20 protein-coding genes and 1 pseudogene are annotated in these 23163 nt (G+C 52.6%); 10 read left to right on the top strand and 11 right to left on the bottom strand.

The window, feature by feature from the left end; translation table 11 throughout:
• Positions 1-13 precede the first annotated feature (13 nt).
• The 4 genes from ACSPJT_RS13205 to ACSPJT_RS13220 all read left to right on the top strand — a co-directional run bounded on the left by ACSPJT_RS13205 (position 14) and on the right by ACSPJT_RS13220 (position 2982).
• Positions 14-1489 carry an NAD(P)H-hydrate dehydratase gene (locus tag ACSPJT_RS13205; protein ID WP_435893028.1) on the top strand — a complete coding sequence of 492 codons (1476 nt, stop codon included), beginning with the start codon at positions 14-16 and terminating at the stop codon, positions 1487-1489.
• Between the two features lie 66 nt (positions 1490-1555).
• Positions 1556-1837, top strand: coding sequence for an ATP-dependent Clp protease adapter ClpS (gene clpS / locus ACSPJT_RS13210; RefSeq protein ID WP_435893029.1), 282 nt, complete (start codon positions 1556-1558; stop codon positions 1835-1837).
• A 5-nt stretch (positions 1838-1842) separates the two neighbouring features.
• Positions 1843-2286, top strand: a complete 444-nt coding sequence (locus ACSPJT_RS13215) for a hypothetical protein (RefSeq protein ID WP_435893030.1) — start codon at positions 1843-1845, stop codon at positions 2284-2286.
• A gap of 102 nt (positions 2287-2388) precedes the next feature.
• Complete coding sequence (locus ACSPJT_RS13220; protein ID WP_435893031.1) at positions 2389-2982, top strand: PEP-CTERM sorting domain-containing protein; 594 nt, start codon at positions 2389-2391, stop codon at positions 2980-2982.
• 53 nt (positions 2983-3035) lie between these two features.
• Here the strand turns inward: ACSPJT_RS13220 and ACSPJT_RS13225 are convergent, their stop codons facing one another.
• The 4 genes from ACSPJT_RS13225 to ACSPJT_RS13240 are packed head-to-tail and all read right to left on the bottom strand — an operon-like array spanning position 3036 to position 9106.
• Positions 3036-5684: a PQQ-dependent sugar dehydrogenase gene (locus ACSPJT_RS13225; RefSeq protein ID WP_435893032.1), complete on the bottom strand. Its 2649-nt coding sequence runs from the start codon at positions 5682-5684 to the stop codon at positions 3036-3038.
• 51 nt (positions 5685-5735) lie between these two features.
• Positions 5736-6254: a hypothetical protein gene (locus ACSPJT_RS13230; RefSeq protein WP_435893033.1), complete on the bottom strand. Its 519-nt coding sequence runs from the start codon at positions 6252-6254 to the stop codon at positions 5736-5738.
• 3 nt (positions 6255-6257) lie between these two features.
• Entirely contained in the window at positions 6258-7055 is a 798-nt protein-coding gene (locus ACSPJT_RS13235) for an archaeosortase/exosortase family protein (protein ID WP_435893034.1), read from the bottom strand.
• 29 nt (positions 7056-7084) lie between these two features.
• Positions 7085-9106, bottom strand: coding sequence for a VIT and vWA domain-containing protein (locus tag ACSPJT_RS13240; protein ID WP_435893035.1), 2022 nt, complete (start codon positions 9104-9106; stop codon positions 7085-7087).
• A gap of 238 nt (positions 9107-9344) precedes the next feature.
• Here ACSPJT_RS13240 and ACSPJT_RS13245 point away from each other — a divergent pair, with 238 nt between their 5' ends.
• Positions 9345-10661 (top strand): phospholipase D-like domain-containing protein, encoded by a 1317-nt coding sequence (locus tag ACSPJT_RS13245; RefSeq protein ID WP_435893036.1) that lies wholly within the window; start codon positions 9345-9347, stop codon positions 10659-10661.
• 439 nt (positions 10662-11100) lie between these two features.
• On the opposite strand, the gene creC is transcribed toward ACSPJT_RS13245, so the two are convergent.
• Both creC and creB read right to left on the bottom strand, forming a co-directional pair.
• Positions 11101-12537 carry a two-component system sensor histidine kinase CreC gene (creC, locus tag ACSPJT_RS13250; RefSeq protein WP_435893037.1) on the bottom strand — a complete coding sequence of 479 codons (1437 nt, stop codon included), beginning with the start codon at positions 12535-12537 and terminating at the stop codon, positions 11101-11103.
• Between the two features lie 12 nt (positions 12538-12549).
• The gene (gene creB, locus ACSPJT_RS13255; protein ID WP_435893038.1) at positions 12550-13254 is read right to left on the bottom strand and encodes a two-component system response regulator CreB; all 705 of its coding nucleotides are present in this window, start codon (positions 13252-13254) and stop codon (positions 12550-12552) included.
• A gap of 129 nt (positions 13255-13383) precedes the next feature.
• Between creB and ACSPJT_RS13260 the strand changes: the two genes are divergently transcribed.
• From ACSPJT_RS13260 to radC, 3 genes are all read left to right on the top strand, one after another.
• A complete protein-coding gene (locus tag ACSPJT_RS13260; protein WP_435893039.1) occupies positions 13384-14295 on the top strand; it encodes an FKBP-type peptidyl-prolyl cis-trans isomerase N-terminal domain-containing protein in 912 nt (303 codons plus the stop codon).
• Positions 14296-14392: 97 nt separating this feature from the next.
• Positions 14393-14872 (top strand): 2-C-methyl-D-erythritol 2,4-cyclodiphosphate synthase, encoded by a 480-nt coding sequence (ispF, locus tag ACSPJT_RS13265; protein ID WP_435893040.1) that lies wholly within the window; start codon positions 14393-14395, stop codon positions 14870-14872.
• Positions 14873-14887: 15 nt separating this feature from the next.
• The gene (gene radC, locus ACSPJT_RS13270) at positions 14888-15580 is read left to right on the top strand and encodes a RadC family protein (RefSeq protein WP_435893041.1); all 693 of its coding nucleotides are present in this window, start codon (positions 14888-14890) and stop codon (positions 15578-15580) included.
• Positions 15581-15683: 103 nt separating this feature from the next.
• Here the strand turns inward: radC and ACSPJT_RS13275 are convergent, their stop codons facing one another.
• Complete coding sequence (locus tag ACSPJT_RS13275) at positions 15684-16358, bottom strand: PEP-CTERM sorting domain-containing protein (protein WP_435893042.1); 675 nt, start codon at positions 16356-16358, stop codon at positions 15684-15686.
• Between the two features lie 180 nt (positions 16359-16538).
• On the opposite strand from ACSPJT_RS13275, the gene ACSPJT_RS13280 reads away from it, so the two are divergent.
• Positions 16539-17903 (top strand): hypothetical protein, encoded by a 1365-nt coding sequence (locus ACSPJT_RS13280; protein ID WP_435893043.1) that lies wholly within the window; start codon positions 16539-16541, stop codon positions 17901-17903.
• Positions 17904-17966: 63 nt separating this feature from the next.
• On the opposite strand, the pseudogene ACSPJT_RS13285 reads toward ACSPJT_RS13280, so the two are convergent.
• The 4 genes and pseudogenes from ACSPJT_RS13285 to ACSPJT_RS13300 all read right to left on the bottom strand — a co-directional run.
• Positions 17967-18266 (bottom strand): annotated as a pseudogene (locus tag ACSPJT_RS13285) (peroxiredoxin family protein); the annotation flags it as partial.
• A gap of 12 nt (positions 18267-18278) precedes the next feature.
• Positions 18279-19091: a peroxiredoxin family protein gene (locus ACSPJT_RS13290; protein WP_435893044.1), complete on the bottom strand. Its 813-nt coding sequence runs from the start codon at positions 19089-19091 to the stop codon at positions 18279-18281.
• Between the two features lie 174 nt (positions 19092-19265).
• Complete coding sequence (locus tag ACSPJT_RS13295; protein ID WP_435893045.1) at positions 19266-19724, bottom strand: hypothetical protein; 459 nt, start codon at positions 19722-19724, stop codon at positions 19266-19268.
• A 43-nt stretch (positions 19725-19767) separates the two neighbouring features.
• Complete coding sequence (locus ACSPJT_RS13300) at positions 19768-22485, bottom strand: M6 family metalloprotease domain-containing protein (protein ID WP_435893046.1); 2718 nt, start codon at positions 22483-22485, stop codon at positions 19768-19770.
• A 280-nt stretch (positions 22486-22765) separates the two neighbouring features.
• On the opposite strand from ACSPJT_RS13300, the gene ACSPJT_RS13305 reads away from it, so the two are divergent.
• On the top strand, positions 22766-22909 hold the full coding sequence (locus ACSPJT_RS13305; protein ID WP_435893047.1) for a hypothetical protein: 144 nt from the start codon (positions 22766-22768) through the stop codon (positions 22907-22909).
• The last annotated feature ends 254 nt before the right edge of the window (positions 22910-23163 follow it).

The following is a 23163-nucleotide window of genomic DNA, read 5'->3' on the forward strand; positions in this document are numbered from 1 at the left end:
TTCTTGGACGGTAATGACAGGCAGTCTGACATGTGAGCAAATGCGCGAGCTTGAGGCCCGCGTATTCAAAAATGGAGCGACACCAGAGCAGTTGATGGACATCGCTGGAGCAGGTATAGCTCGCGCGATATTACGTCGTTATCCTGTCGCGGGCAATGCGATCGCCTGTTTGGGAACCGGGAACAACGGAGGAGACGCGTTAGTCGCGCTTCGCCACTTGGCGAGTGCGGGGTGGAAAATAGGAATCCGCTGCGAGCACCCCGAAACCAAGCTTCGAGCATTGCCTCGCAAGAAATGGCGCGAACTCGGGGATTGCCCGGTCAATGAGCATGTGGAAAAGCACATGACGTGTCGCCCTCTGATTTTGCTCGATGGCTTGTTAGGTATCGGGGCTTCAGGCCCGTTGCGTGAACCTCTCAATGATATCGCATCATGGATGAACTCCATGAGGAATGAAAACGGTGCTGATATCATCGCCATGGACATACCTTCAGGTATGAACGGTGATACCGGTGAGGCTTATCCAGGGGCCGTAATGGCTGATCTAACACTCACAATCGGGGTGGCAAAATGCGGTCTGCTAGCTCCCGGAGCAGCTAACTACACTGGAGCCATTGAGTCCGTCCCTGTCGATGGGTTAAGCGCACCTAGCGATGGTTCAGTCTGCCTGAGCGACTTGTTTTCCGTAGCTCCATTGCTGCCGCGTAGACCTCACGACTTTCACAAGGGAAATGCTGGTCGAGTAGGAATTGTGGCTGGGTCACGGGGGATGTTAGGAGCGGCTGTCCTTGCTTCGACCGGAGCACTTCGATCGGGGGCAGGGCTTGTCACCTTATTTGTCGATGATGCTATCTACTCCACCATGGCACCACTGCTGCCTCCGGAGGTCATGGTCAAACCCATCAATGATTACGCGGAGATACTGAATGAAAACTTGGATGTTTTGGTGATAGGGCCGGGGTTGGGCACCATGAGCGATTCATTGTTCGAGGTCATTTCCGAATTTAACAAACATCTGGTGTTAGATGCTGATGCTCTCAATAGCCTCGCGAGAGTTGGGGGGGATGATCTCATCAGACCGAACATGATTTTAACGCCCCACCCCGGCGAAATGGCGCGTCTTTTTCCGCAATCAAAAAACCTTAGCCGACAGGAAACAGTGGAGGCGTTCATAGCCAAACATCCTGACACGACGTTGCTGCTGAAGGGCGCTCGCACGTTGATCAAACGTGGATCCAGCCCGATATTTGTGAATGGCACCGGCCATGCAGGCATGGCATCCGGAGGGCAGGGCGATATGCTGACTGGTGTGATTGCGGGCTTGCTGGGCCAAAACCTCGAACCACTCGCCGCCACCCGTGTTGGTGCTTGGCTTTGTGGACGCGCGGCAGAAATGGTCGTCTCGCACGGTTCGCAATCGATAGAGTCACTAACAGCGTCAGATGTTGGAGCATGGCTGGGGATGGCGTTTCGAGAGCTTCGGTGCTAGCTTGTCGATCAAGACATGATTGTGCTTCAATAAAGGAACCTAACGAATCATACTAACGCAGCAACGATGCCAAATCCCACGACTAAGAAAAAAAGCAAAACCAAGACACAGCAAGACGTGCCTTGGAATGTGGTAGTTCTGGACGATCCGGTGAACCTACAGGCCTATGTGACCATGGTATTTAAAAAGGTCTTCGGCTACTCGCAGACTCGTGCAGAGACTCTGATGATGGAAGTGCATACGGTCGGACGCTCCATCGTCTGGACCGGATCCAAGGAAAAGGCAGAGTTCTACGTGCAACAGCTTCATGGCTGGCAGCTACAAACCACCATGGAGAAGGCCATATGAATATCATGCCTACCTTGGAAGGTGGCCTTGCCATCGAGCCTGAATCGAACACCGATTGGGCTGTACTGGAAATGATCACCCACGACGTTGGTCGGCCCGCACATCTGGCTGAGTCATTGGCCGGGCTGATGGATGACGATAGCGACTGGGAAGAATACGTTGTGCCCGATCTGGAGCTGAACTTCAATAGCCAGTGCAAATATGTAGCCGCCGTCATCGCGGAGGCTCGTGAATATGACGAGAGAGCGATCTATATCAAACCCGTCAACGCCGACAAATGGTACGGAGCCATCAACCAAGCCCGCATCTCACTGGAAGCACGGTATAAATTAGAGGCAGTTGAAGACGTCGATGAGGCCCCCGCCGAACTCCGCAGCGCTCATTTCAGAAACCGATTCTACCTCATGCTTCAAAGTATGCTGCTGGAATACGTGATGGGTGAAATTTGAAGCTCCGGCTCCTTTCCGCGTATGGTTGGATGGTTGCGCTCTAACACTTGATATTAAGATTGATATCCATTTTTGCAGGATGCTATATAGAGGCATTCCGCTATGAAATCTACCATTCTTTACACACTTGTTGCCTCTGCCGTACTCGGCTTGAACGCTAATGCAGCTCTTGTTGCATTTGGTGGAAATGGAACCGTGGATGGCGTTGGCTACACTTTAAGCGGCACTGGAACGGCCAACGGCGGCGGTGTAAGCTTGTCGGGCAACCAGAGCATCACAGTCACCTTTGACTCTGCAGTGAATCTCATTTTATTGGCTGCACCTAGCTCTGGCATTCATAACGATGATAATGGCGAACTCGTTACAGGCGTGCTAACGGGTGGCACTTGGTCCTTGATTACTGACCCCGATGGAGAACTGAAAGTCACCAATGGGATTGGCACAGATACGCTTACAACTACTTTTGATTATATCACAAGCGGTGATCGAGGCCCAAATAACAACGACTTTATCTCATCCAATCAAGATTGGAGTATCACCAGCACTGGGCCAGTCACTCAAATCGTGCTCAGCAGAAACAATATCGGTGGATCTTCGGCTCTTGCTTTGGACGTCACCGCAGTGCCTGAACCAAGCAGCGCAGGTCTTCTCGCTCTTGGCATCTGTGGTCTCGCATTCAGACGTAGCAGAGCTTAAGGAACTTCTTAGTCTTTTCCCAAGGGGCATCTCAGCAATGAGGTGCCCGTTTTTTATGGCTGCGACAGGCGCGCGCGCAGGAACAGCTTGTCTCCGGCAGGTAAATTGAAAGTCTTGTTCTGATCAGTAGCGGGTGGCGTGAGGTTATTATCCATGTGGTCAAAAGGCTGCCAATTGATCAAGTCCGAGGAACTCTCGATGAGCACACTGCGATTGGCCGGATGGATAAAACTGAACTGCGTTTCACCAAGGATCAGCGCAAAGGTGGAGCTGATGTCGCTTCCGTCCGTGCCCGCAAGATACTCGGTGATGTTGCTCTGGCCATCGTTGTCGAAGTCACCGTTCTCGATGGTATTCGCTGTGCCGGTGGTGCCGAAGTTTGCCTGCGCCCATTCGGTGTAAGAAAGCCGCGAAGGCAACTCACCGGTGATCCACTGGGTGAGGAGATCGATGGCCTCCTGGTCGGTTTCATTGGATGCCAGCGGCGGCATTCTGCCAGCAGATCCATCGAGCCTTTTCAAGACCACGGAGTGGGTGAGATCGTTGGGCACGATGAAACGGTTCGAGCCATTGCCGAGGTTGTCCACAAGCATGCCGTTGATGATTTCCGCGAGGTCGGTTTTGGTGGTAATCCTCGCATCGAAATTGCCAGGCACGGTGCTGGCACTACCACGGTGGCACATGGCGCAGTTGACCTCGAGATAGGTCCTGATGCGCGACTCGCGGCTCACTTGTGAATCATTGAGCGCCGGGTGGGCAGGCAGGCTCTTGGATGGTGCGGGTGTGCTGTCGAGAAATCCGGACGCCGCCAGACAGGCAAGCTGATCTCCGCCCAGTGCACCGGAGCGATTGAGCTGCCGGACGTTGAAGGACAGAGCGTGACCGGCATCAGGCGTATGACAGCTCAGACAGTCTGTGCGCGACGGGTAATTCCAAGTCTGAGTCACAGGGTTTCCACCGTCGATGATCGTGAGGTCTTCATCCAGACCGTTAGAGCCCACCAAGTCTGCATCGCTGCCGTCGGCACGCCAGCGGTAGGTCAGTCCGTAGATTCCACCCGTCGTTTTGACAATGAAACGAGTCTCGAGAGGTCGACTGCTCGCCGCATTTCCCCGTTCCATTTCCAGATCAAAATGTTTGATCCAGACTTGTCCGGTAGGAAATGCCCACGGCACAGAATCCGAGTAACCCACGGTGTCACTAAGTTGAGGAATACTGAACCAACGCCGCTTCGTGGCAAAATCCGACCAGAAAGGGTGGTTTATATCGTAAGCGTAGATACCCGCGGCAGGTGTGAGGTTCGACAAATTGGAAAAGGCGCCCGTAGCAGAAAGTGTTAGGGGGGCAGGATTGGTGTTCGTAGATCTCACAAGGCGGTAGACTTTGCCGTCTGCAATGGCACAAAGCAGAAGATCTTTGTTTCGTGGATCTTCACCAAAGCTGACAACACCGCCTTGGCTAATTAGATCCTCACGGGTCCAAGTCCCGTTGCTTTGCTCCGTGATGTTCCAGACCTTACCGGTGGCGTAATCCGCGAAAATATATCGGCCGAAAAGCTCCCCGAGCCTAGAGCCTCGATAGACTAATCCACCTGTTAGGCTCCTGCCATCGCTCCGAGGGTAATCATAAATGGGGTCATGCGGAGAATAGCCGCTTGGCACACTGCTACCGGCAGGCCCAGAGGTGAACGGGATAAAACCTTCCCTCCGTGACCAACCACAGTCTTCGCCGCCACTGACAAGATTGATTTCCTCACGTTTTCCCTGGCCCACATCACCGATGAAACAGCGCCCGGTAGGTGAATCAAAGCTGAAGCGCCAGGGGTTGCGTAGCCCTGTCACCCAGATCTCAGTGCGGACCGTATTGGCTGCGATCGTGTTCCCTTGGTGAGAAGTAACGCCGATGAATGGATTATCAGCTGGGATTTTATAAGTGCCCGCATGAACGGCAGACGGATGTGAACTTGAGTTACTTTGGCTATGGTTGTTAGGTGTCAGGTTTCCAGCCTTCTGATCCACATCAATACGCAGAATGGCGGAAAAGAAATCTTTGTTAATGAAATTGGCGTTATTGTAGTCATCATTTGCGGCTCCTTCATCTCCCACGGAAATATAGAGATAACCATCGGCCCCGAAGTGCATGTCACCGCCGTTGTGATTATTAGCTTGGTCACGCTGGGTAATGAGAGCTTGGTGTGTTGTTGGGTTTGAAGTAGTCGCCGCCAGGTAATTTCCGGGAGTCCCTGTTGCGGTAAACCTGGCAATACGCTGGTGGATTTGGTTGGAAATGCTTAGGGAGTAAAAGGCGTAAAAATAGCCGTTTTGGTTATAGTTCGGATGAAAGGCCATCGAGAGCAGGCCATTCTCAAGACTTTGGGACAGCGGCGTTCCTTGACCCACTAACCAGCTGCTCAAATTAAGAAATTCTGACTTGGTGTTGTTGGAAAGATTCACGCGTTGCACCTTTCCCCCTCGCTCCACGACATAAGTGAATCCAGTTTCTCCCGGGGGCGTAGCTATTGCGATCGGGTTGGAGAATGTGAGCGATCCGAATGCGTTTTCCACCGTATAATCCCCCTCCACCGGTGCCTCCGCCGGTAGGGTGAGTGTGGTATTGGCGACGCGGGTGATCGGGTCGGCCAGAGCCAAAGGTGCCGTGGCTAGTAAACCTAAGATAAGTAGACGGTGAATAGACGGCAGCATAATTTGCAACCTAAGGCCTTCTTCATTTTCAGCAAGTGGTTAAGGGAAGTATTAGTACTGGCTCGTTGAAATAATGGTGCTGGCCAGCCAGGGGCCGGAGTCAGGATGCATCATTGCGTGCCAGTACCATGACGAGACATCTGTCCAAATCTTCCCGTTCGGGCTGGTGATACACTCGCGCACGAAGAATGTTTGTCCTGCTTTGCTGACCTCGCAGCCCGACCACTTGCCGCCTTGATGATCGGTGTAAAGGCTTGCTTTCCCGATGCGATGTCCGGATGCCTTGAGGCAATCAGTGGCAGGGTGTAGCTTACGCGTGGCGCGGGTCACTCGGCGCAGGATGATCTGATTTTCACCGCTGCGAAAGTTGCCGATCTGGCCAGGAAAACTGCGCTGGAACTCACGCTCCATGGCGGTCATCGGCAGGGGAGTCAGCAGATACCCTTCGAATGTTTCCGGCCATGGGAGCTGGTCTGCAGTCTCCTTGTTAGGGGTAGTCATGACAGGGGACAGCCACTGGAAAACTCCGGCAGCCAGACCCAGAATGGCGATGGTCAATGCGTGGGACATGAATCAGGAAATAAGTTGAACGCGGGTGCTGCGAGGCTCCATGGCAGCGATGCGTAGGAGGATGAGAATGGCACCAAGATAACAGATGACTCCGGCTCCAGTATGCATGGCCTCAGAAATCTGAATGATGCCGCTTTCCGGAGCGAACAGTAAGGCAGATCTAACACTGTTGGTGATCAGCAGGAGAAATACAGCCAGAAAGTTGAAAGCGATCGTTTTCAGCCAAGACATCTGACCCATGGCAGCGACGAGATTAGTATACACCAGCCCCATCCACAGCATTCTAACACCACTGCACGGAGGATCGACACCCACCACCTTTCCATAGGCACTCAGCGTGCTGCCATCGCGCACGATGTCATTGACAAATGGCCAGATCAGCCAGCGGGTGGTTTCAGCGGAGATGACACGCATCGGATAGCCGAGGTAAAACTGCAGTGTGGCAACTACGGGTAAAGAGAGCAGCAGCAAGGCCAGCCATGAGGGTCGGGTGTGCCAGCCGAAGTAAAAAGCGATGCAGAGAATCGCAGGAATGCAGCGCAGCATCGGGGGCAGCCAAAAACTGCTGAGAAGATAGAGGCCGAGAAATACCAGGGAGGTCTTTGGCATGGATGCATCCTTCATCTGCCGCTGGTTTCCGATGGCAAGTCCTGCGACAAGAACCAGCACCACCAATCCGAGCGGTTCATCCCCCCCGTCTGTCAGCCGCCGACCATACCAAAGGCCGAGCGGCCAGAAGGCGGCACAGAATCCGATCAGGATTCCGGCGGCTGACAGTGCCTTATTCAGGCGTTTGCACACACATCGCAAAGGGAATGATGAGTTGGAGGTTATACAGGACAACGGCGCACCCGCATCATGAGAAGGGTGACAAGACTGACAATGAAGAGCACGGAACTACCCGGCTCTGGCACGCTGCCGCCTTTGACCATCGGCACGGAATTCGATGGCACCGCTTTGGCTGAGACACCTTTGGGTAACGGGCTGGCGTGCTTCACCGTTTGAGCAGGTTCATCGATCGGGCGCACGGTTTCATTCACGGCGATAAACGAGGTGTAGGGCGTTAGCAGAGAGTAGGTCAGGCCGAGGTTGGTGACTTCTTGCACGGTTTCACTGTGGCGGTCAGGATCGTTCCGCAGCTTGGCGTAGTCGCTGAGTTCCCGGACTCGCTCGCGTGCCCAGAGACTTCTGAGCGCAGGGTTATGCATGCCTTTTGAGGCGGTGTCGGCGATGTCGATAACCTGCCGGTAGTTCTCCCCGCCGCCGGTTATTCCTGTTAGGATAAGCTGGCCTTCGGCTATACCCTTCCATTTTCCGATGACGGTGATGGGGCGATTGGCAAAGACATCGGAGATCGAGGTCGGCTGGAGTTCGGTGGCATCGAATCCCCGGGTTTCCAGCTTCACATTGGTCAGAACGGGTGACTCGATGTATTCGCGAAATCGGCGCGCCGTATCAGGGGCTTCGCTCGGAGTAGTGACCACAAATGCCTCACCTCCTCCGGCGTTGGCGATACCCTCCACCAGATGGCGATTCACTGAAGAGCCGATGCCGAAACAGAACACGTTGGCCTGTCCTCGACTGTTTCTAACCAAGTCAAAGGCATCGGCTTCGAAATCGACAAAACCATCGGTGACCACCACAATGGAGCGGGACTTGTCCTCGCTGCCTGGCATGTTCACCGCGCGTTTCAGAGCCTTGATGAGCTCAGTGCCGCCAGACCCGCGCCGGCTGTGATAGCGCATGAAACTGAGGGCCTTTTCAATGTTGTCCTCGCTGGCTACGAGGGGGCGTTGCGATAACGTCTGGCTGTTGCCGGCGAAAAGAAGCACGTTGAAGGTATCAGTAGGGCGTAGCTGATCAGCGAGTTTGACTAACAACTTACGGGCCGTTTCCAGAGGGAATCCATTCATTGAGCCAGAGACATCGAGCACAAAGAGGTAGTCGCGCGCTGGAATGTGTTCCGGTTTCACTCGTGCGGGTGGTTCGATATCTACGAGGAAAAAGTTCTCACCGCCTTTTTCCTCCGCCTGGTGCAGCAGGATGCCGCTTTCCACTTTTTCATCGGCGAGCCGATAGCGCACGATGATGTCGCGGTTCATGCAGGTGGCGTCAGTGGAGGAGTTGATCACGAGGCTGGCGTGTTGCTTGCCAAGGTATTTGATAGGACTGCTATGCGTTGTGCAGAGCACCTGCTTGAGCGGTAAGCCAGTGCGAAGATCCATGGTGAACTCAAATTCCGTGGATGTGGCGGTGCCAGGTTGCAGGTAGGGATTGGCTACCCAGTCGGAGCTCTGACTGTCTGCGCTGCTGCCGTTGCCGTATCGAGGGCCGACCACGGTGGGCATGACAAAGGCATACTGCCCGTCGGTGGATTTCAGATGTTCGCTGTAGCGCAGCAGCACCTCCACCTCGTCACCGGGGAGGATGTTTGCGACGTTCATTTGAAAGACATTCGGCCGCTGCTGTTCTAACAATGAAGCGGTTTTGTTTTCACTCTTAGCCTTTTCATAAGCTGCTCGTGCCTTGTTACGCTCCGCGATCTTGGCCACGATGACCTTTTCGCCGATCTTCATTTCCATGCCATGCATCGCGCTGCCGGTGGAGCCCGGAAAGACGTAGACTGCCTCGATCGGATGGCCACCGGTGTTGGCGTAGGTCTGGCGCAGCTCCACTTGGGCGATCGTGCCTGAAATAGAAACTCTCGCTTTACTCGCTTTGAGTGGAAAGGAATCCAGTGAACTGTCCGCGCTCGTGATTTGGAAATACGGCCCCTGCACTTGTTCCCCGGCGATAAGTGCGGTGAGGCTTAGGAGGGTGGTCAGAAAGATGAGGTTTAATTTTTTGATCATGGTTTCATGGTGTTTGGTTTGCTGGGTGGAAAGGTTTCATGCCAACGTGAAACTATGACGAATGCTGTGTGAAGATTGTGTGAAATCAAAACCGACGAGAAAAAAGGGAGGGCTTTCAATCTTCTTGCGGATACGCTACAGAAGCGCTGTGAAATCAATTTTGTGGACAACATTGTTAGCCGGTCTGCTTGTATCATGCAGCCTTCCTGAAGCTGATGTATGGCATGAACGAGCAGGCATGAAAACCGTCGGTATGCCCGCAGAAATGATCGATAAGGTGATCCTCAGAGGCAGTGTGGTATCCATCATTCGAAACCCAGTCACAGGAACCCACAAGGGGATTTCCATGGCCCACGCCAGAGGTGAAGTCCTTGTCGATCCCTTGCTAAAGCTTATGCCCAGCGTTGATGAAAATTACCGGGGAACTCACACCATTGAGGAAGTATTAGACCTGATAGGGATGCCTGAGCCAGTTCCGGGAAATGTAGAATATCTTATAGATGGGAAAGAATTCTTCACCGATATCAATGCTGAGGTGAGAAGAGCCCAAAAGCAGATCGACACCAGGGTCTTCATTTTTGACAACGACGATATCGCCATGGATTTTGCCGACTTGTTGAAGAAAAAATCCAAGGATGTAAAATGTCGCGTTTTACTCGACGAGATGGGTTCAATCGCGGCTTGGTGGGTGGCTCCGGAGACCAAAGGTAAAAAGCCACCTTTGCGTGAGAGCTCGATAGTGGATTATTTGAAAGATGGAAGCCGGGTAAAAGTTCGCAAGTCTCTGAACCCTTGGTTGGTGGCTGATCACAGCAAGCTCATCGTCATCGATGGAAAAATGGCCTACCTCGGCGGCATGAACATTGGCCGTGAATATCGCTATGAGTGGCATGACATGATGGTGAAAGTCACTGGCCCAGCGGTCACAGCCTTGAGTAATGATTTCAATCGAGCGTGGAACCTGCAGGGTGGCTGGGGTGACTGGGCATTGCCTTTCCACAAGAAGTTGAAGTACAGGAAACAAGTACGAGAGGGAGAAATAGGCATCCGGATTCTCAAGACTGCGGCTGGAAATAGGGATATTGAAAAGGCGATGTTAGCCGCTATCCGGATGAGCCGTAAGCGAGTGTATCTGCAGAATTCCTACTTCACCTCAGATGCTCTTCAGCGTGAGTTAATGGCTGCGCGTGAGCGTGGCGTCGATGTTCGTCTGGTGTTGCCGGAAGATAATGATTCGGCGCTCCTCAAAGCAGGCAACCAAGCCGCGGCCAAGCAGTTAGTGGAATCTGGAGCGAGGGTTTATATGTACCAACCTTTCTCTCATATAAAAGCCATCGTGGTCGATGATTGGGCCTGTGTTGGCTCCGCAAATTTCGATGCCTTGAGTCTGAAAATTAACGAGGAGCTCAATATCTCGTTTTCTGACAAAGCAGCTGTGAACCGTCTGGTGCGCGATCTGTTCCTGAAGGATTTCCGTGCTTCCAAGTTACTTAGAAAAAGAGACGTCAAGGACTGGGATAACCTCGTAATGGAAAGTATCGCCGATCAACTTTGAGAAAGTGGAGAGGGGCGTCGTGAGAACACTTTGCGCCCCAAGTCGATCAAGACACATGCTGGTAATACATATGAAACGGCGTAGAAAATGATCACCCAACTGAGCTCAGTGACCCTGATAGCCGGCCAGTCGTAAAAGACACTTTTTGCAACGGAAACATGATACTCCAAAAATGATCTTTCCAAAATAGCGATCAAGAGGAGCCAGAAAGCCGCATGGATACGGGTTTTCCACATTAACATTCCTAGCAGCATTGTGAAATAGGTTCCTATCCGAACTGTTTCTAACACACTTGTCAGAGGGTCTCCAGCAGGGATCATTGTAATGCCTCTCCCTGCCCCGTAAATGCATGAATGGATAAGCAGCAAGGACGACGATAGGATTAATATTACTCGGATAATCTTATCCTTTAGGCTCATCATTTGTCTTCCTTTCGTGCTTAGAGAGGAAGGTGGATGCTGGCGACACAACCCCTCTCGGGCAAATTCTTTAGCTCTGCCGTGCCGCCGTGAAGCTTGGCAGCCTCGTAGACAAGAGGGAGACCAAGTCCGGTGCCTTTCCTGTCCGAGCCTGGACGAGGTAGTGAGTAAAAATGCTCGAAGGCTCGCTCAAGGGCGTAATCCGGCGCACCTGGACCTTCGTCTTTAAGGCTAATAACAGACTTTTTGTCTTTGCTTTCCAATGTCAAATTGATGGTGCCCTTGTCGGGTGAGAAACTAATGGCATTTTCTAACAAATTCTTAATAGCCAGCTTGATCACCATGGCATCTCCCGTCAGATTGATGTCCTCATCGCTGGAGAACTCAAGCTGCAGCCCCTTGACCGCGAGCCGTGGGCCGGCCTCATCGGCTATTTCATGACAAAGCTCTGTCAGATTAAATGGACGGTGATTTTCCAGATGAGACTGGCCTTCGAGTTCTGAGAGCTGGACGAGGTCACGCACCAGGCTCTCACTCCGCGAGGTTTCACGGCGGATGTTATCGAGGAAGCGGTGCCGTTGTTTGGCAGGCATGTCTTCTTCTAACAATTCAGCTGCCCCTCGGATCGCCGCCAGCGGACTTTTCAGCTCATGGGTCAGTGTACTGATGTAGTTTTTAACATAATCACGGCCTTCCAGTGTCTCACGCATATCGCGTAATGCTTTTCCAAGGGTATTGACTTCCTTGCCCTTGCCGAGATTCGGGAGCGGTCGGCGTTCACCTCTGCTGATTGCCTGAGCGTAGTTGGTTAGTTTTCCGAGAGGTTGAAAGACCCAGACGAATACGGCGACTACTAACAGAATGATGCCGCCGCCAATGAGTAATGTGGCTGTTAGGATGTCGCGGCGCCGACCAGTGATGAAGGTGCGCACATCTGCCTGAGGTTTGTAGACCGTGAGGACGCCGATTATGTTGTCGCCTGAACGAATGGGCGACGCAACGAAGAGAACCGAGCTGTTTGGATCGTTCTCGTCCTCTCGGGAGGATCTGGCGCCATAACGCCCGGCGAGAGTGCGCGCAATGTCATTAAAATCCGCCATGTTCCGCCCCTCGCGCTTACCCTCGTCGGAATCAAAAATCACCAAGCCTGTGGAATCGGTGATGTAAGTGTTGATGCCAAGGTTGGTTTTGGTGTGATTGTAGATTTTAGCTTCGATCTGATGCCGTTGCGCATGATCAAAGACTTGGCGCAGGGATTGCACATCGGGCTTCGATGCTCCATTGGCGATTTTTTCTTCCACCACACCCGCCAACACGGTGGCGGTATCGACCATTACTTCTTCTGTCGCTTGAAAAGTCTGGGCATCGACGTCGTCTAATAAATAGACAGCCAGCCGGTAAAACCCAAAGCCGATGATCAAGACCAGCAGGAAAAGCGTAACACGAGTGAGGCGCATATCGGGAGAGAGTTAGGCCAAATCCGGAGATAGCGTGTAGCCGAGGCCGCGACGGGTTTCAATGGGGTCGTCCCCGTTCGGAGTGAGTTCGCGGAGTTTCGAGCGTAGTGATTTGATGTGAGCGTCCACCGTCCGGTCCATGGCGCTGCCTGGATCGTCCCAAGCCTTTTCCAAAAGCTGTTCGCGAGTGAAGATCCGGCCAGGTTGCGACATCAGGGCGACCAGAAGTTTATATTCGTGAGCCGTTAGATTGAGCAGGCCACCATGGCAGAGGATGGTCATAGCGTCTTTGTTGTGGACGAGATTTCCGGTGGTTGTCGTAGCATCGGCAGGAGCTGTCTCATGGCTTCGTTTGGCAGCAGATCGCCGCATGATGGCTCGGACGCGGGCGACCACTTCGCGCGGGCTGAAAGGCTTGGTTACGTAGTCGTCGCCACCGAGTTCGAGGCCTAGGATGCGATCGATCTCAGAGTCACGCGCAGTGAGAAACAGCACTGGCACAGCTGAAAACTTGCGAATTTCCATGCAGAGATCGAATCCTGACATATCCGGGAGTCCTACATCGAGGATGGCGAAGTCCGGGTGTTTGTCTTTTAAAACAGAAAGAGCGCCCCCCGCGGTGCTGCTGTGGGTGACCTCAAAATGTTCGGTTTCCAAGGCGTAGATCAGGGTGTCGGCGATGGAGGCCTCGTCTTCAACAAGTAAAACATGGGGCATGACACCGCAGATGTTAGCATTCAGGCGGGCAGATGCAATGCTGGCGAGGTCCCATATTCCCGATAAACCGCTCGACAGGGGCCAATTTCGCCCCTAGCTTGCCCGCGAATTACCCAGTAAATACTAGTTATGAAAAACAAAAATATCGCCTCCGTTCTCGGAGTTGTCGGTCTCACAAGCCTCGTTGGCTTGGGTGCACTCAGCGCTCAGGACGCCGCTCCACCCAAGGCACCAGCCACTCCTCCAGCAGCTCCTGCCGAGCCAGCCGCTCCTAAGTTGAGCGATGACGAGGTCGCAGCCATCAGTTCTTATCTTCTCGGTTACCAGCACGGTCAACGCCTTGGTGGTTCCGGTCTGACCAGTGCAGATGTCAATAACGACGCAGTGATCAAAGGTTTCCTCGCCGGACTTAAAGGCGACAAGCCAGTCTACGAAGAAGACAAGATCCGCGCAGCTATGGAAGCTCTTGGTAAAGTCGTCGAAGAGCGTGAAGCTAAGAAATCCGAGGTGAATCTCGCCGCCGGAAAAGCATTCCTCGAGAAAAACGGCAAGCGCGATGGTGTCACCACCACTGCCAGCGGCCTCCAGTATGAAGTCATCAACAAGGGAACCGACAAGAAGTATGAAGCACCTGCAGGTGGTCCTGACATGGGCACCAAGTTCTTGGTCAACTACCGCGGCACTCTGATCGACGGCACTGAGTTCGACAAGTCACCTGAAGGTCAGCCATACCCAATGACTCTCCAAGTCATTCCTGGCTTCAAAGAAGCTCTCACCACCATGCCTGTTGGCGCCAAGTGGAAGCTCTTCATTCCTTCCGACCTCGCATACGGCCCACGCGCCGCTGGTCCTAAGATCGGAGCTAACAGCACCTTGATCTTCGAACTCGAATTGGTCGAAATCCAAGCCGCTCCTACTCCTCCACCGGCACCACCAGCAGCTCCACAGGCACAGCCCCGCCCTGGTGCAACAGCTGTAACTCCACCTGTGGAAGTTCCAGCTCCACCAAAAAAGGACCCTAAGAAGGCCTCTGCCGAGTAATCTTGCATTGCAAGCTCTCATCATTTCATCAAGGCTGTCGGAAACACTCCGGCAGCCTTTTTTATGCCACTGTATAACACCTTAATCTAACCATCTCATGTATCGCACAGGAATAGGATATGACGTCCACCAGTTTGCCGAAGGCCGTCCGTTGATTCTCGGAGGAGTCGAAATTGCCCACACCCACGGACTCGCAGGTCACTCAGATGCCGACGTGCTCAGCCATGCCATTGCCGACTCGCTTTTAGGGGCGATGGGTCTTCCAGACATCGGTCACTATTTTCCACCCACTGACGACAGTATCGAGGGGATCTCTTCTCTGAAAATTCTCGAGAAATGCCGAGAGCTTGCCGATGAACGAGGCGCGGTGATTCAGAACGTCGATTCTTCGATGATTGCCGAGGCTCCTAAAGTGTTACCTCATGCCGAGGCGATGAAGAAAAATATCTCAGCAGCGCTGGGCATTACCACTGGTCAGGTGGGCATCAAGGCGACCACCAATGAGACCATGGGCTTTGTCGGTCGGCACGAAGGCATCGCCGCCCTCGCCTCCGCGATGATTTACCTCCCAGACTAACCGATTTTCCTAACCATGGCCAAAATCCCCGATCTGCCACAAGACGAGCGCCCGCGTGAGCGCCTCGCACGATTGGGTGCCTCTGCCATTAGCGATGCAGAGCTGTTAGCCATCTTTCTGCGAGTCGGAGTCAAAGGAAGCAGCGCCATTGAGGTAGGTAGGAAATTGCTGCAAAAGCACGGTAGCCTTACCGAACTTGGTGGCATGAGTGTGAAGGAGCTTTCCAAGGAACACGGACTCGGTCCGGCCAAAGCGGCGCAGCTGCTGGCAGCTTTCGAGCTGGGGGCACGATGCGCCAACGAGAAAATGCGCCGCGCGCCGATGAATAGCGCGGACGCCATCTACGAGGCAGTTTCCCCCAGACTCGCCCACGAGCGAAAGGAGCATGTATTAATCGTTTTGTTAGATACCAAGTTGCGAGGTGTGCGCACGATCGAGCTTAGCAAAGGAAATACAGATACCGCACTCTGTGAACCGCGCGACGTGATGCACCACCTCCTACTCAATCAATGTCCAGCCTTTGTGTTAGTGCATAACCACCCATCGGGCGATCCCACGCCAAGCCGTGCGGACATGACGTTAACCCGCCGGATTTCCGAGGCCTCAAAGCTGATGAGTATACGCTTTGTCGATCATCTCATCGTCGGCCGACCCAGTGACGACCGCACGGAACCATTCTACTCGTTTGCCTCTCAAGGCCTCATGTAGTTGCTCATCGCGGATGGGCTTATTGGCTTCTCGCAAGGTTAAGACACAAAAAAAACCACCCAGTACGGAACTGGGTGATTCATTGAAATTCAGCGGTGAGAGCCTACTTGCGCCGACGGAAAATCAGAGCGAGTCCCCCCAAGCCGAGCAAGGCGACAGATGACGGTTCGGGAACCACGTCACCGATGAAACGGACCTCTGCGATGCCCACACGGTCTCCACCGTCTCCTTGGGGTACAAAATAGTTGTCATTGACCGTGATGCGGATTCGGTCCGCCGTGATCGATCCGATGGAAGTGATGACAGAGCCACCGGCTGTGCTGGCTTCTGCCAGAGCCACGGCACCCGTGGATGAGGCATAATCGCCAACACCGTAATCAAATGTCACATTGCTGATATTATTATCATTGATCGTTCCAAAACCGTAGGACCAGTGGACGAAGTCAGTGATTGCGTAGGTATTATCTAATACGATTTCAAAAACCACAGTGCCCACGGTTTCCGCGAAATAGTCACCGCCGGCGGGAGTCGGATCAATTGTTGCCCAGGCATTGCCATTTGCTACGTTGGCATGTGTGACCGAGCCAACATTGGCTGCTGTGGGGGTTGCAGAAAGTCCACTACCGTCGACGATTTGGCTTTCTAAATTTAAACTAAATACGGTTTCTTCGGTTGCTGTGCCGGTGAAGGCTATGGAGTTAGTACCTACGATCACGGCTGAGTGGGCGGATGTGAGCATAGAGATCGTAGCTGCTGTGCCAAGTGTGAGTTTCTTCATGTCGGTTTTGTGTGATGTTAAAACGGATGTGCGATGGATTCCCAACATTTACATCAAGGGGCAGAATAATAAATATGACGCGATAGGCAAATACAAAAGACCATGTGTTGGCCACATACCCGCGTGTTAAGCCCAAACCGAGAGACAAATTGAGGCTCCAGCTTCGATTAGATACTCATAATGAAATTGATAAACGGATTAATGGGTGGCGCACTCGGCGTGTTATGCCTGTCTGACGCCCTTGCCCAAAGCCCGATTGCAGAGAACACCTATGCTAAATGGATGGATGAGGCACTTGCAGGGAAATCGCCGGCGGCTTTGAACGATGAAACCATGTTAAAAGAAGGCGATGTCGCAGCTGCCAAAACCAAACTGTGGGCAGAGTACAAGGCAGCGGCCAAGCGCGCAGGTTGGGATAAACACCTGTTGTCTGTGCCAGAACCCATTGAAAAGATGACCGCCGGAGGCAAGAAGCCCAAGCTCCAGGCGGGCAAACTGACCTCTGATGACAAGACCATGCCTTACCTGTTCATGGCGAAAGGTAAAAAACCCGCTGCTGGCTGGCCGATGTTTATCTGCCTCCACGGAGGAGGTCAGCACAAGGTTGATACAGCTCACGGCTGGGACGTGAATACCCGCGAGTGGCAGGCCCAGATGAGCCTTACCGCTCGGGTGTACAAACCTGCGGGGCTGTATTTCATTCCGAGGATGGCGGACGATCGCCTCGGTCGCTGGTGGCACAAACACAACATCGACATTTTCACCCGCATGATCCGCGATGCCATTTTGTTCAATGACGTCGACTCTAACAAAATCTACATTATGGGTATTTCCCAAGGCGGCTACGGCACCTGCCATCTAACTCCTTTTTTGGCCGATCTCTTTGCCGGTGGCGGTTCGATGGCCGGGGGCATGATGACCGTCACCGAGAATCTCAGAAATGTTGCTTTTCGCTCAGATATTGGCGAAAAGGACACCATGTTCAAACGCATCGAGCTGGCCAAGGAACTGCACACCTCCATCGATGCCCTCAAGGCGAAGGATCCAGATGGCTACGAGAACGTGCTCGCGATTCAGGAAGGACGCGGTCACGGCATCGACTACAGCAAGTCGCCAAGTTGGTTGATCACTCACACCAGGAACCCGTATCCAACAAAGATCGTCTGGCGCTGTTACGAAAAGGCCGGCCTCTACCGCGATAATTTTTACTGGCTGTCACTGACCAAGACTCCTGAAAAGGGTGAGTTTGATCTAACAGCGAGTGTCGATAAGGCTCGAAATCTGGTCACGATCACAGCCGAAGAAGTCATTCCCGCGAAGGAAAAGGACGGTAAGGCCACACGCAAGCCACTCACTTCTTCGAAGGTTACCGTGAATCTCAATGATGACATGGTGGATCTCGATCAGGAGGTGACAGTCATGCTCAACGGTAAGCAAGTCTTCAAAGGCAAGCTCAAGCGCAGCCGCTTCACCATGATGAAGAACTTGGTGAAGCGTGGTGACATCAACTACGCGTTCCCAGCCGAAGTCACCGTAGGGGGATAGCATTTCATTCACCAAAAAACCACGGCCCAAATGATGTCGGCGCCGTGGTTTTTGTGAATTGGCTTATTGCTTCTCGGCTTCCTGAATCAGGGCATCGAGAGCTTTTTCCATGGCCTCTCCGCGCAGGCCTTTGTGCCGGATCACTCCCTTGTGATCGATGATGTAGAGTGTTGGCCAGCCGGTGACGTTCCAGTTGTCAGAAATCTTGAATCCCTTTTGCTGATTGTTAAAACTGCGCCAGTTCACGGTGTTGTCTTCCACCATCTTGGCGAGCTTTTCCTTGTTGTCCGAGTTCACGCCGATGATGGCGAACGGACGATCTTTCCATTTCTCCACGAGCGACCGCTCGTGAGGAATCATGGCTTTGCATGGGCCTCACCAAATACCCCAGAAATCTAACAATACCACCTTGCCACGGTAATCGCTGAGTTTGAAAACAGTGCCCGTGTGATCGTCACCCACGATGTCCGGCGCGGTGCAGCCAATGCCAAGATTCTCTTGTTCGAAGAGGACGGAGGCGATGCGCTTGGCGAGCTTCTCGTTAAGTTTAGCCACCTCGGGGTTTTCACTAAGCTGTTTGAGCAGCCGATTGGACTCAGCGGTTTTGGCAGCTTTTTCTTCATCACTGAGATTGGGGAACCTTCTGACGGACTGGCTTAGATTGTTTGCTAGGTAGTAGGTGGCGTAGATCTTGGTGTCAGGGTTTGAGGATTTTTCGATGATGTCTCGTAGCTCCGCTTGGGACTGTGGCGATATGCTTCTCGAGAGGGACTTGGCATACTCATTAATCAACGGATCATTGATGAAATGAGTGGTAAATATCTTACCGATCCGGCTGCGGAGTGGCTGTTGGCGCACATACGTCAGGCTCCACATTAATGCTTTTTTCGAACTGGCATTCGTAGGGTTCTTTTCCACATGGCCGAGAACTCGCTCCATGTAAGGTTCGATTTTTGGAACCTCTTGATAGAGTTTCATGGCCTTTTGCCGATCTTTCTCAGCACGGACTTTTTTCATAAAAGCTGCATAGAGAGCTTCATACTCTTGGATGTCCTTGTTGATAGCCTCCGCAGAGGTGGCTGGGCTGCTGGTATCTGCAGCAGCCGTGGCTTCGGGTGGATTCGGATCAGCGGCCGCAACTCCCACGAAGGAGGCTGCAACGACCGTGAAAAGCAATTTCGTTTTCATAAATCATGAGTATTAAGGTTCAGACTCGGATGCAAATAGAAATGTCGCGAGCTTGTATGCGGGACTTAGCTCATGAGCGCGATGGATTTTTTGCTCCAGAACGATTTGCTCGGAGTGTTCTAACAGATCGATACCCACGCCCTTAGCCTCTGCCTCAGGATTGTGCCAATGTTCTCACTCCGACCGAACCCCAACCCGGTAAAACCCTTTCAAGCCATCTTCCTCCAAGACCCCAAGCTTCAATAGCATTTTGTCACCCACTGCCCCGCCATCACTTGGCACCGAATCCACCTCACTCCACCCAACAAGATCCACACTCTTCATCACGTAAAACCCCACCCCAACAGCACTCCCATTCACTAATACCTCCAAATCGCTCGTGCTCCCAACTCTCGAAATTCCCAAGTTGGGAACCTCGCTGATCGCTAGTGGATCCAATCCAAATCCATACTCCGCCAGATTAACCAGACCATCTCCGTCTGGATCAGCTAAAGACCCACTCACGTAAATTTCATCAAAATCATCTCCGAACTTCTCAATCCTCCACGCCACCAAACCCTCCTCCCGCGCAGGCAATTTCACTGAATCCACCCACACTTTATCAGCATCCCTTCCAACTGAACTATCCTTCACATATGACCACCGAAAAGTATGCGAACCAGCGCCCACTGAAAACTCAAACAGCGTCCAATCCTTTTCTCCTGAAAATCCCAAAGTAGTCCCAGCCGGATTCAAGCGTTGCTCCACCCCATCCATAAAACTTCAGTAGGTCATAACCTTCCTCACACGAAGCCTTAGCGTAAAACGAAATCACTCCAGCCTTAAACTCACCACTCACCTCCATCGTCGACGTCTCGCTATCACCACTCACCTCCATCGTCGACGTCTCGCTATCACCAATCGTTCCGCTGGCAAATGAATGTGTTCCCGACTGCATCTCCGCATCAGTCATGACCCAAGGCATGTCTCCGCTACTCGCCCAGCTATCCGGAAAATTCCCGCCGTTGGGAAATGTCTCCCCGGAAGAAGCAGCCTCCGCTGCCTCAAACCGAAACCCATCCATCCAAGCCGTATCCGAGCCGTTATCTACCCCACCATCCTTATCATACTCCCAACGCAGTTCATGCGAGCCCGCCGTTACTGCATAGCGAAACTCAGTCCAATCCCGCTCCCCGGAAAACTCAACGCGCGGCCCGTCCACCACCACATCTTGCCTCACCCCATCGATGTAAAACCGAATTCCATCCCAGTTCTCCTCAGAAGAAACCTTTAAATAAAACACTATCTCACCATCACCAAACACTCGCGTCACACGCAATACGCTTTTCTGCGAATTACCTACATTGCCCGCGCGCATTGAAAAATCCCCCTCTTGGGCTTCATCAGACACCACTACCCAATCTGCATCAGAATCTGCCGTAGAATTAAAATCTGCCGGCGCGACGCCACCAGTCGCAAACAGCTCATCGCCTACCTCGAACTCACTACCACTATCATAAATCGCGCCATCCTGCACACTCACCACTCGGAAATAATACCCACCCCTCACGGCTAGATCAGAAGGCACTGACCAAACAAACGAACCATCATTTTCCGTTCCCTTCACTACATCCATCAACCTCATACCCTCATCTAAGAGCTCAATATCCACCAATCCATCAAATCTACCCAACCAACGAATCTCCACATCATATCCACGAATTAAACGCCCGCTCAATGGTCCCAAAACTTCCACATCACCCGGTAAACCAAATACCACATCCATACTTGTGCCCTGATCACTAGCCACCCTCATCCGTAATCCAGAATCCGTTCCATTCCACCAATGCGCACTAGGAACCGTACTTCCGGAAAACTCCCCACCGTTCACAAACGCATCATCAGAATCCGCCGCTCCATCACCCTCCAGCTCGAACAAACCATCAGCCTGCTCAAGTGATACCCAATAATGCTGAGCCTCCGTCCGCTGCTCCTCACGATTATTAAATTTCGCCTCATCCACGTGCCAAACCAAAATTCCCTTTGCTGGAGCCCACTGCGCCCAACGATCACCCGAACCACGATTCTCAATCACAAAAAATTCATCCACATTCGCCTCATTACGTACCCGAACCGCTTTGTTCCCCGTAGTTGTTAGGCTCACGACTTTTGAGTCCAGCACACCCACCTCCTCATACTCCAGCCAACCCACAGTCTCCTTCAAATACGCATTTATCGGTGAAGGTGTCCGCCCAAAATCCGAAAAGTTCCCACCCGACATCAAACAATGCTGCCCCAAGCCACTCGATGACTCCCCAGCCCCCTGATCCAGATCATACAAATCAGGCATGCCGAAAAGTAAATGCGCCGACTCATGCACGTAAGTGCCGATCGACTCCGAATCATCCGCGATATTCGTCATCTGATACCCGGAAACTCGACGTGGTGAACCCGCCGTCCCGACATTCCTAGTTGCCAAAAGACTCGTCCGCGAAGGCCACAGCCCTTGAGAAAACACCCCCGAAGTATTCCCCGCAAACAACATATTCGTAGAAAGAATCCGATCATTCTCGTCCAATGTTAAGGTGGAAAAATCAAAATTATCATCCTCCAGAATATCCAACGCATCATTCAACATCAAGCTTCCCGCATTGCGAACGGATCTAACAATCGTATTCGTCGGGTAATCCAAAAAGTTATAATAATTCCGCGCATTTGGTAGCGTCACAATCGCCGTCACCTCGTGTGTATAATCCACCAAATTGTTAGACTGGTCCTTGTAATACCCCCTTACCGAGTCGGTATTCCCATCGTCATTATATCCCAGTTCATTACAAAACCGCACCACCTTGTCCCGCGCCATAGGAAAACTCACTGCATCCTGGCTATTTGCTACGTCTTCCGGAAACTGAATTAAAATCGCCAAGCCCTTGTAACTTGTTGCTGAAATCAAAGCCTGACTTGGGGCAGCATCCACATCAGCGTCTAGCGCACGCTTTTGCGCGGGTAGAGCCTTCATGGCTGCCTTGACCGCTGCCCGACGCCGAGCCATTTCCACTGCATCGGCCACCCCTAACGCCTTTCGCCCTGCCTCCCACTTTGCCTGCCGCACTGCCTTACTCAACACAGCGGTCTCCTTCGGCACCACGGCCCCTAAAGCCCCTACCTGATCCCTGGCCACAAAATCTCCGTCACGCAAAACCGCATAATGGTAAGCCCCAGTCGTCTCAGAATAAACCACCGTCTTCCCATCCACAGTCTCGGTGCGGGCATAAAACTCGTCTCCAAAGACCCGTAACTTCAAAATCACCCCATTAGGCTGCTCAAACTCCACAGCCTTTCCCTTTGGCCCATAAGTAGCTCCAAAAGTCCATCCCAAGAACCCCAACCAAAAAACTAAAATAAAACGCTTCATAAAAATCAGGTAAAACGGCTACCTCAAATCCCAACCAAATCAATAAACATTAAAACTGAAAATGCCCCACACACCTCCAAAAAAACGCACCTTCCCGCCGGAGGCCTAATCTTTCGCTAACTAACACCTAAAGCATTTGACAAATTCTCTACCGCTCCGATTCTAGAGGTGCTGTTCAGCCTCTAGAAACTTGAGTTGAATCCCCGATGACAAGCATCCGCCAAAAGTCGAATCCTCACGCATTGATCCCTTGGGTCCTCGCGTTGGTGGCTATTTTGGGATGCAATGCGCTGGCCTCGCAGAAGATCACGCTGAGGAAATCGGCACTTCTGAATGGCTGCAGCGTGACTCAGCCGTCGGACGCAGGGGCACCGGCGACAGCGCCGGATCGATGCCAGCTTGGTTTGACCAATGGAGTTCCTGATGGTTCTAAGCTCAGATCTCCCGCGGTTCAGAGAATCGCCATCACGTCACGATCCGGTCGGATTGAGATTGCCCGTTGTGGTGGAGCGGTTCGCGAGCGTGCTCCGCCGATTGGCGTTTCTAGCTAAGCGCAGCTCCTCGATCCCATCCGCGTTCGGCCTCATGCAGGTCCGGGCGTTGGCTTTGTTTCTTAGAGAAATGCGCACCCCTGATTTTCCTCCGAGTGTGAGGAAGTCCCACCTGCCTCTTTGGCAG

Source organism: Oceaniferula spumae (assembly GCF_042849255.1).
Taxonomy (GTDB): domain Bacteria; phylum Verrucomicrobiota; class Verrucomicrobiia; order Verrucomicrobiales; family Akkermansiaceae; genus Oceaniferula; species Oceaniferula spumae.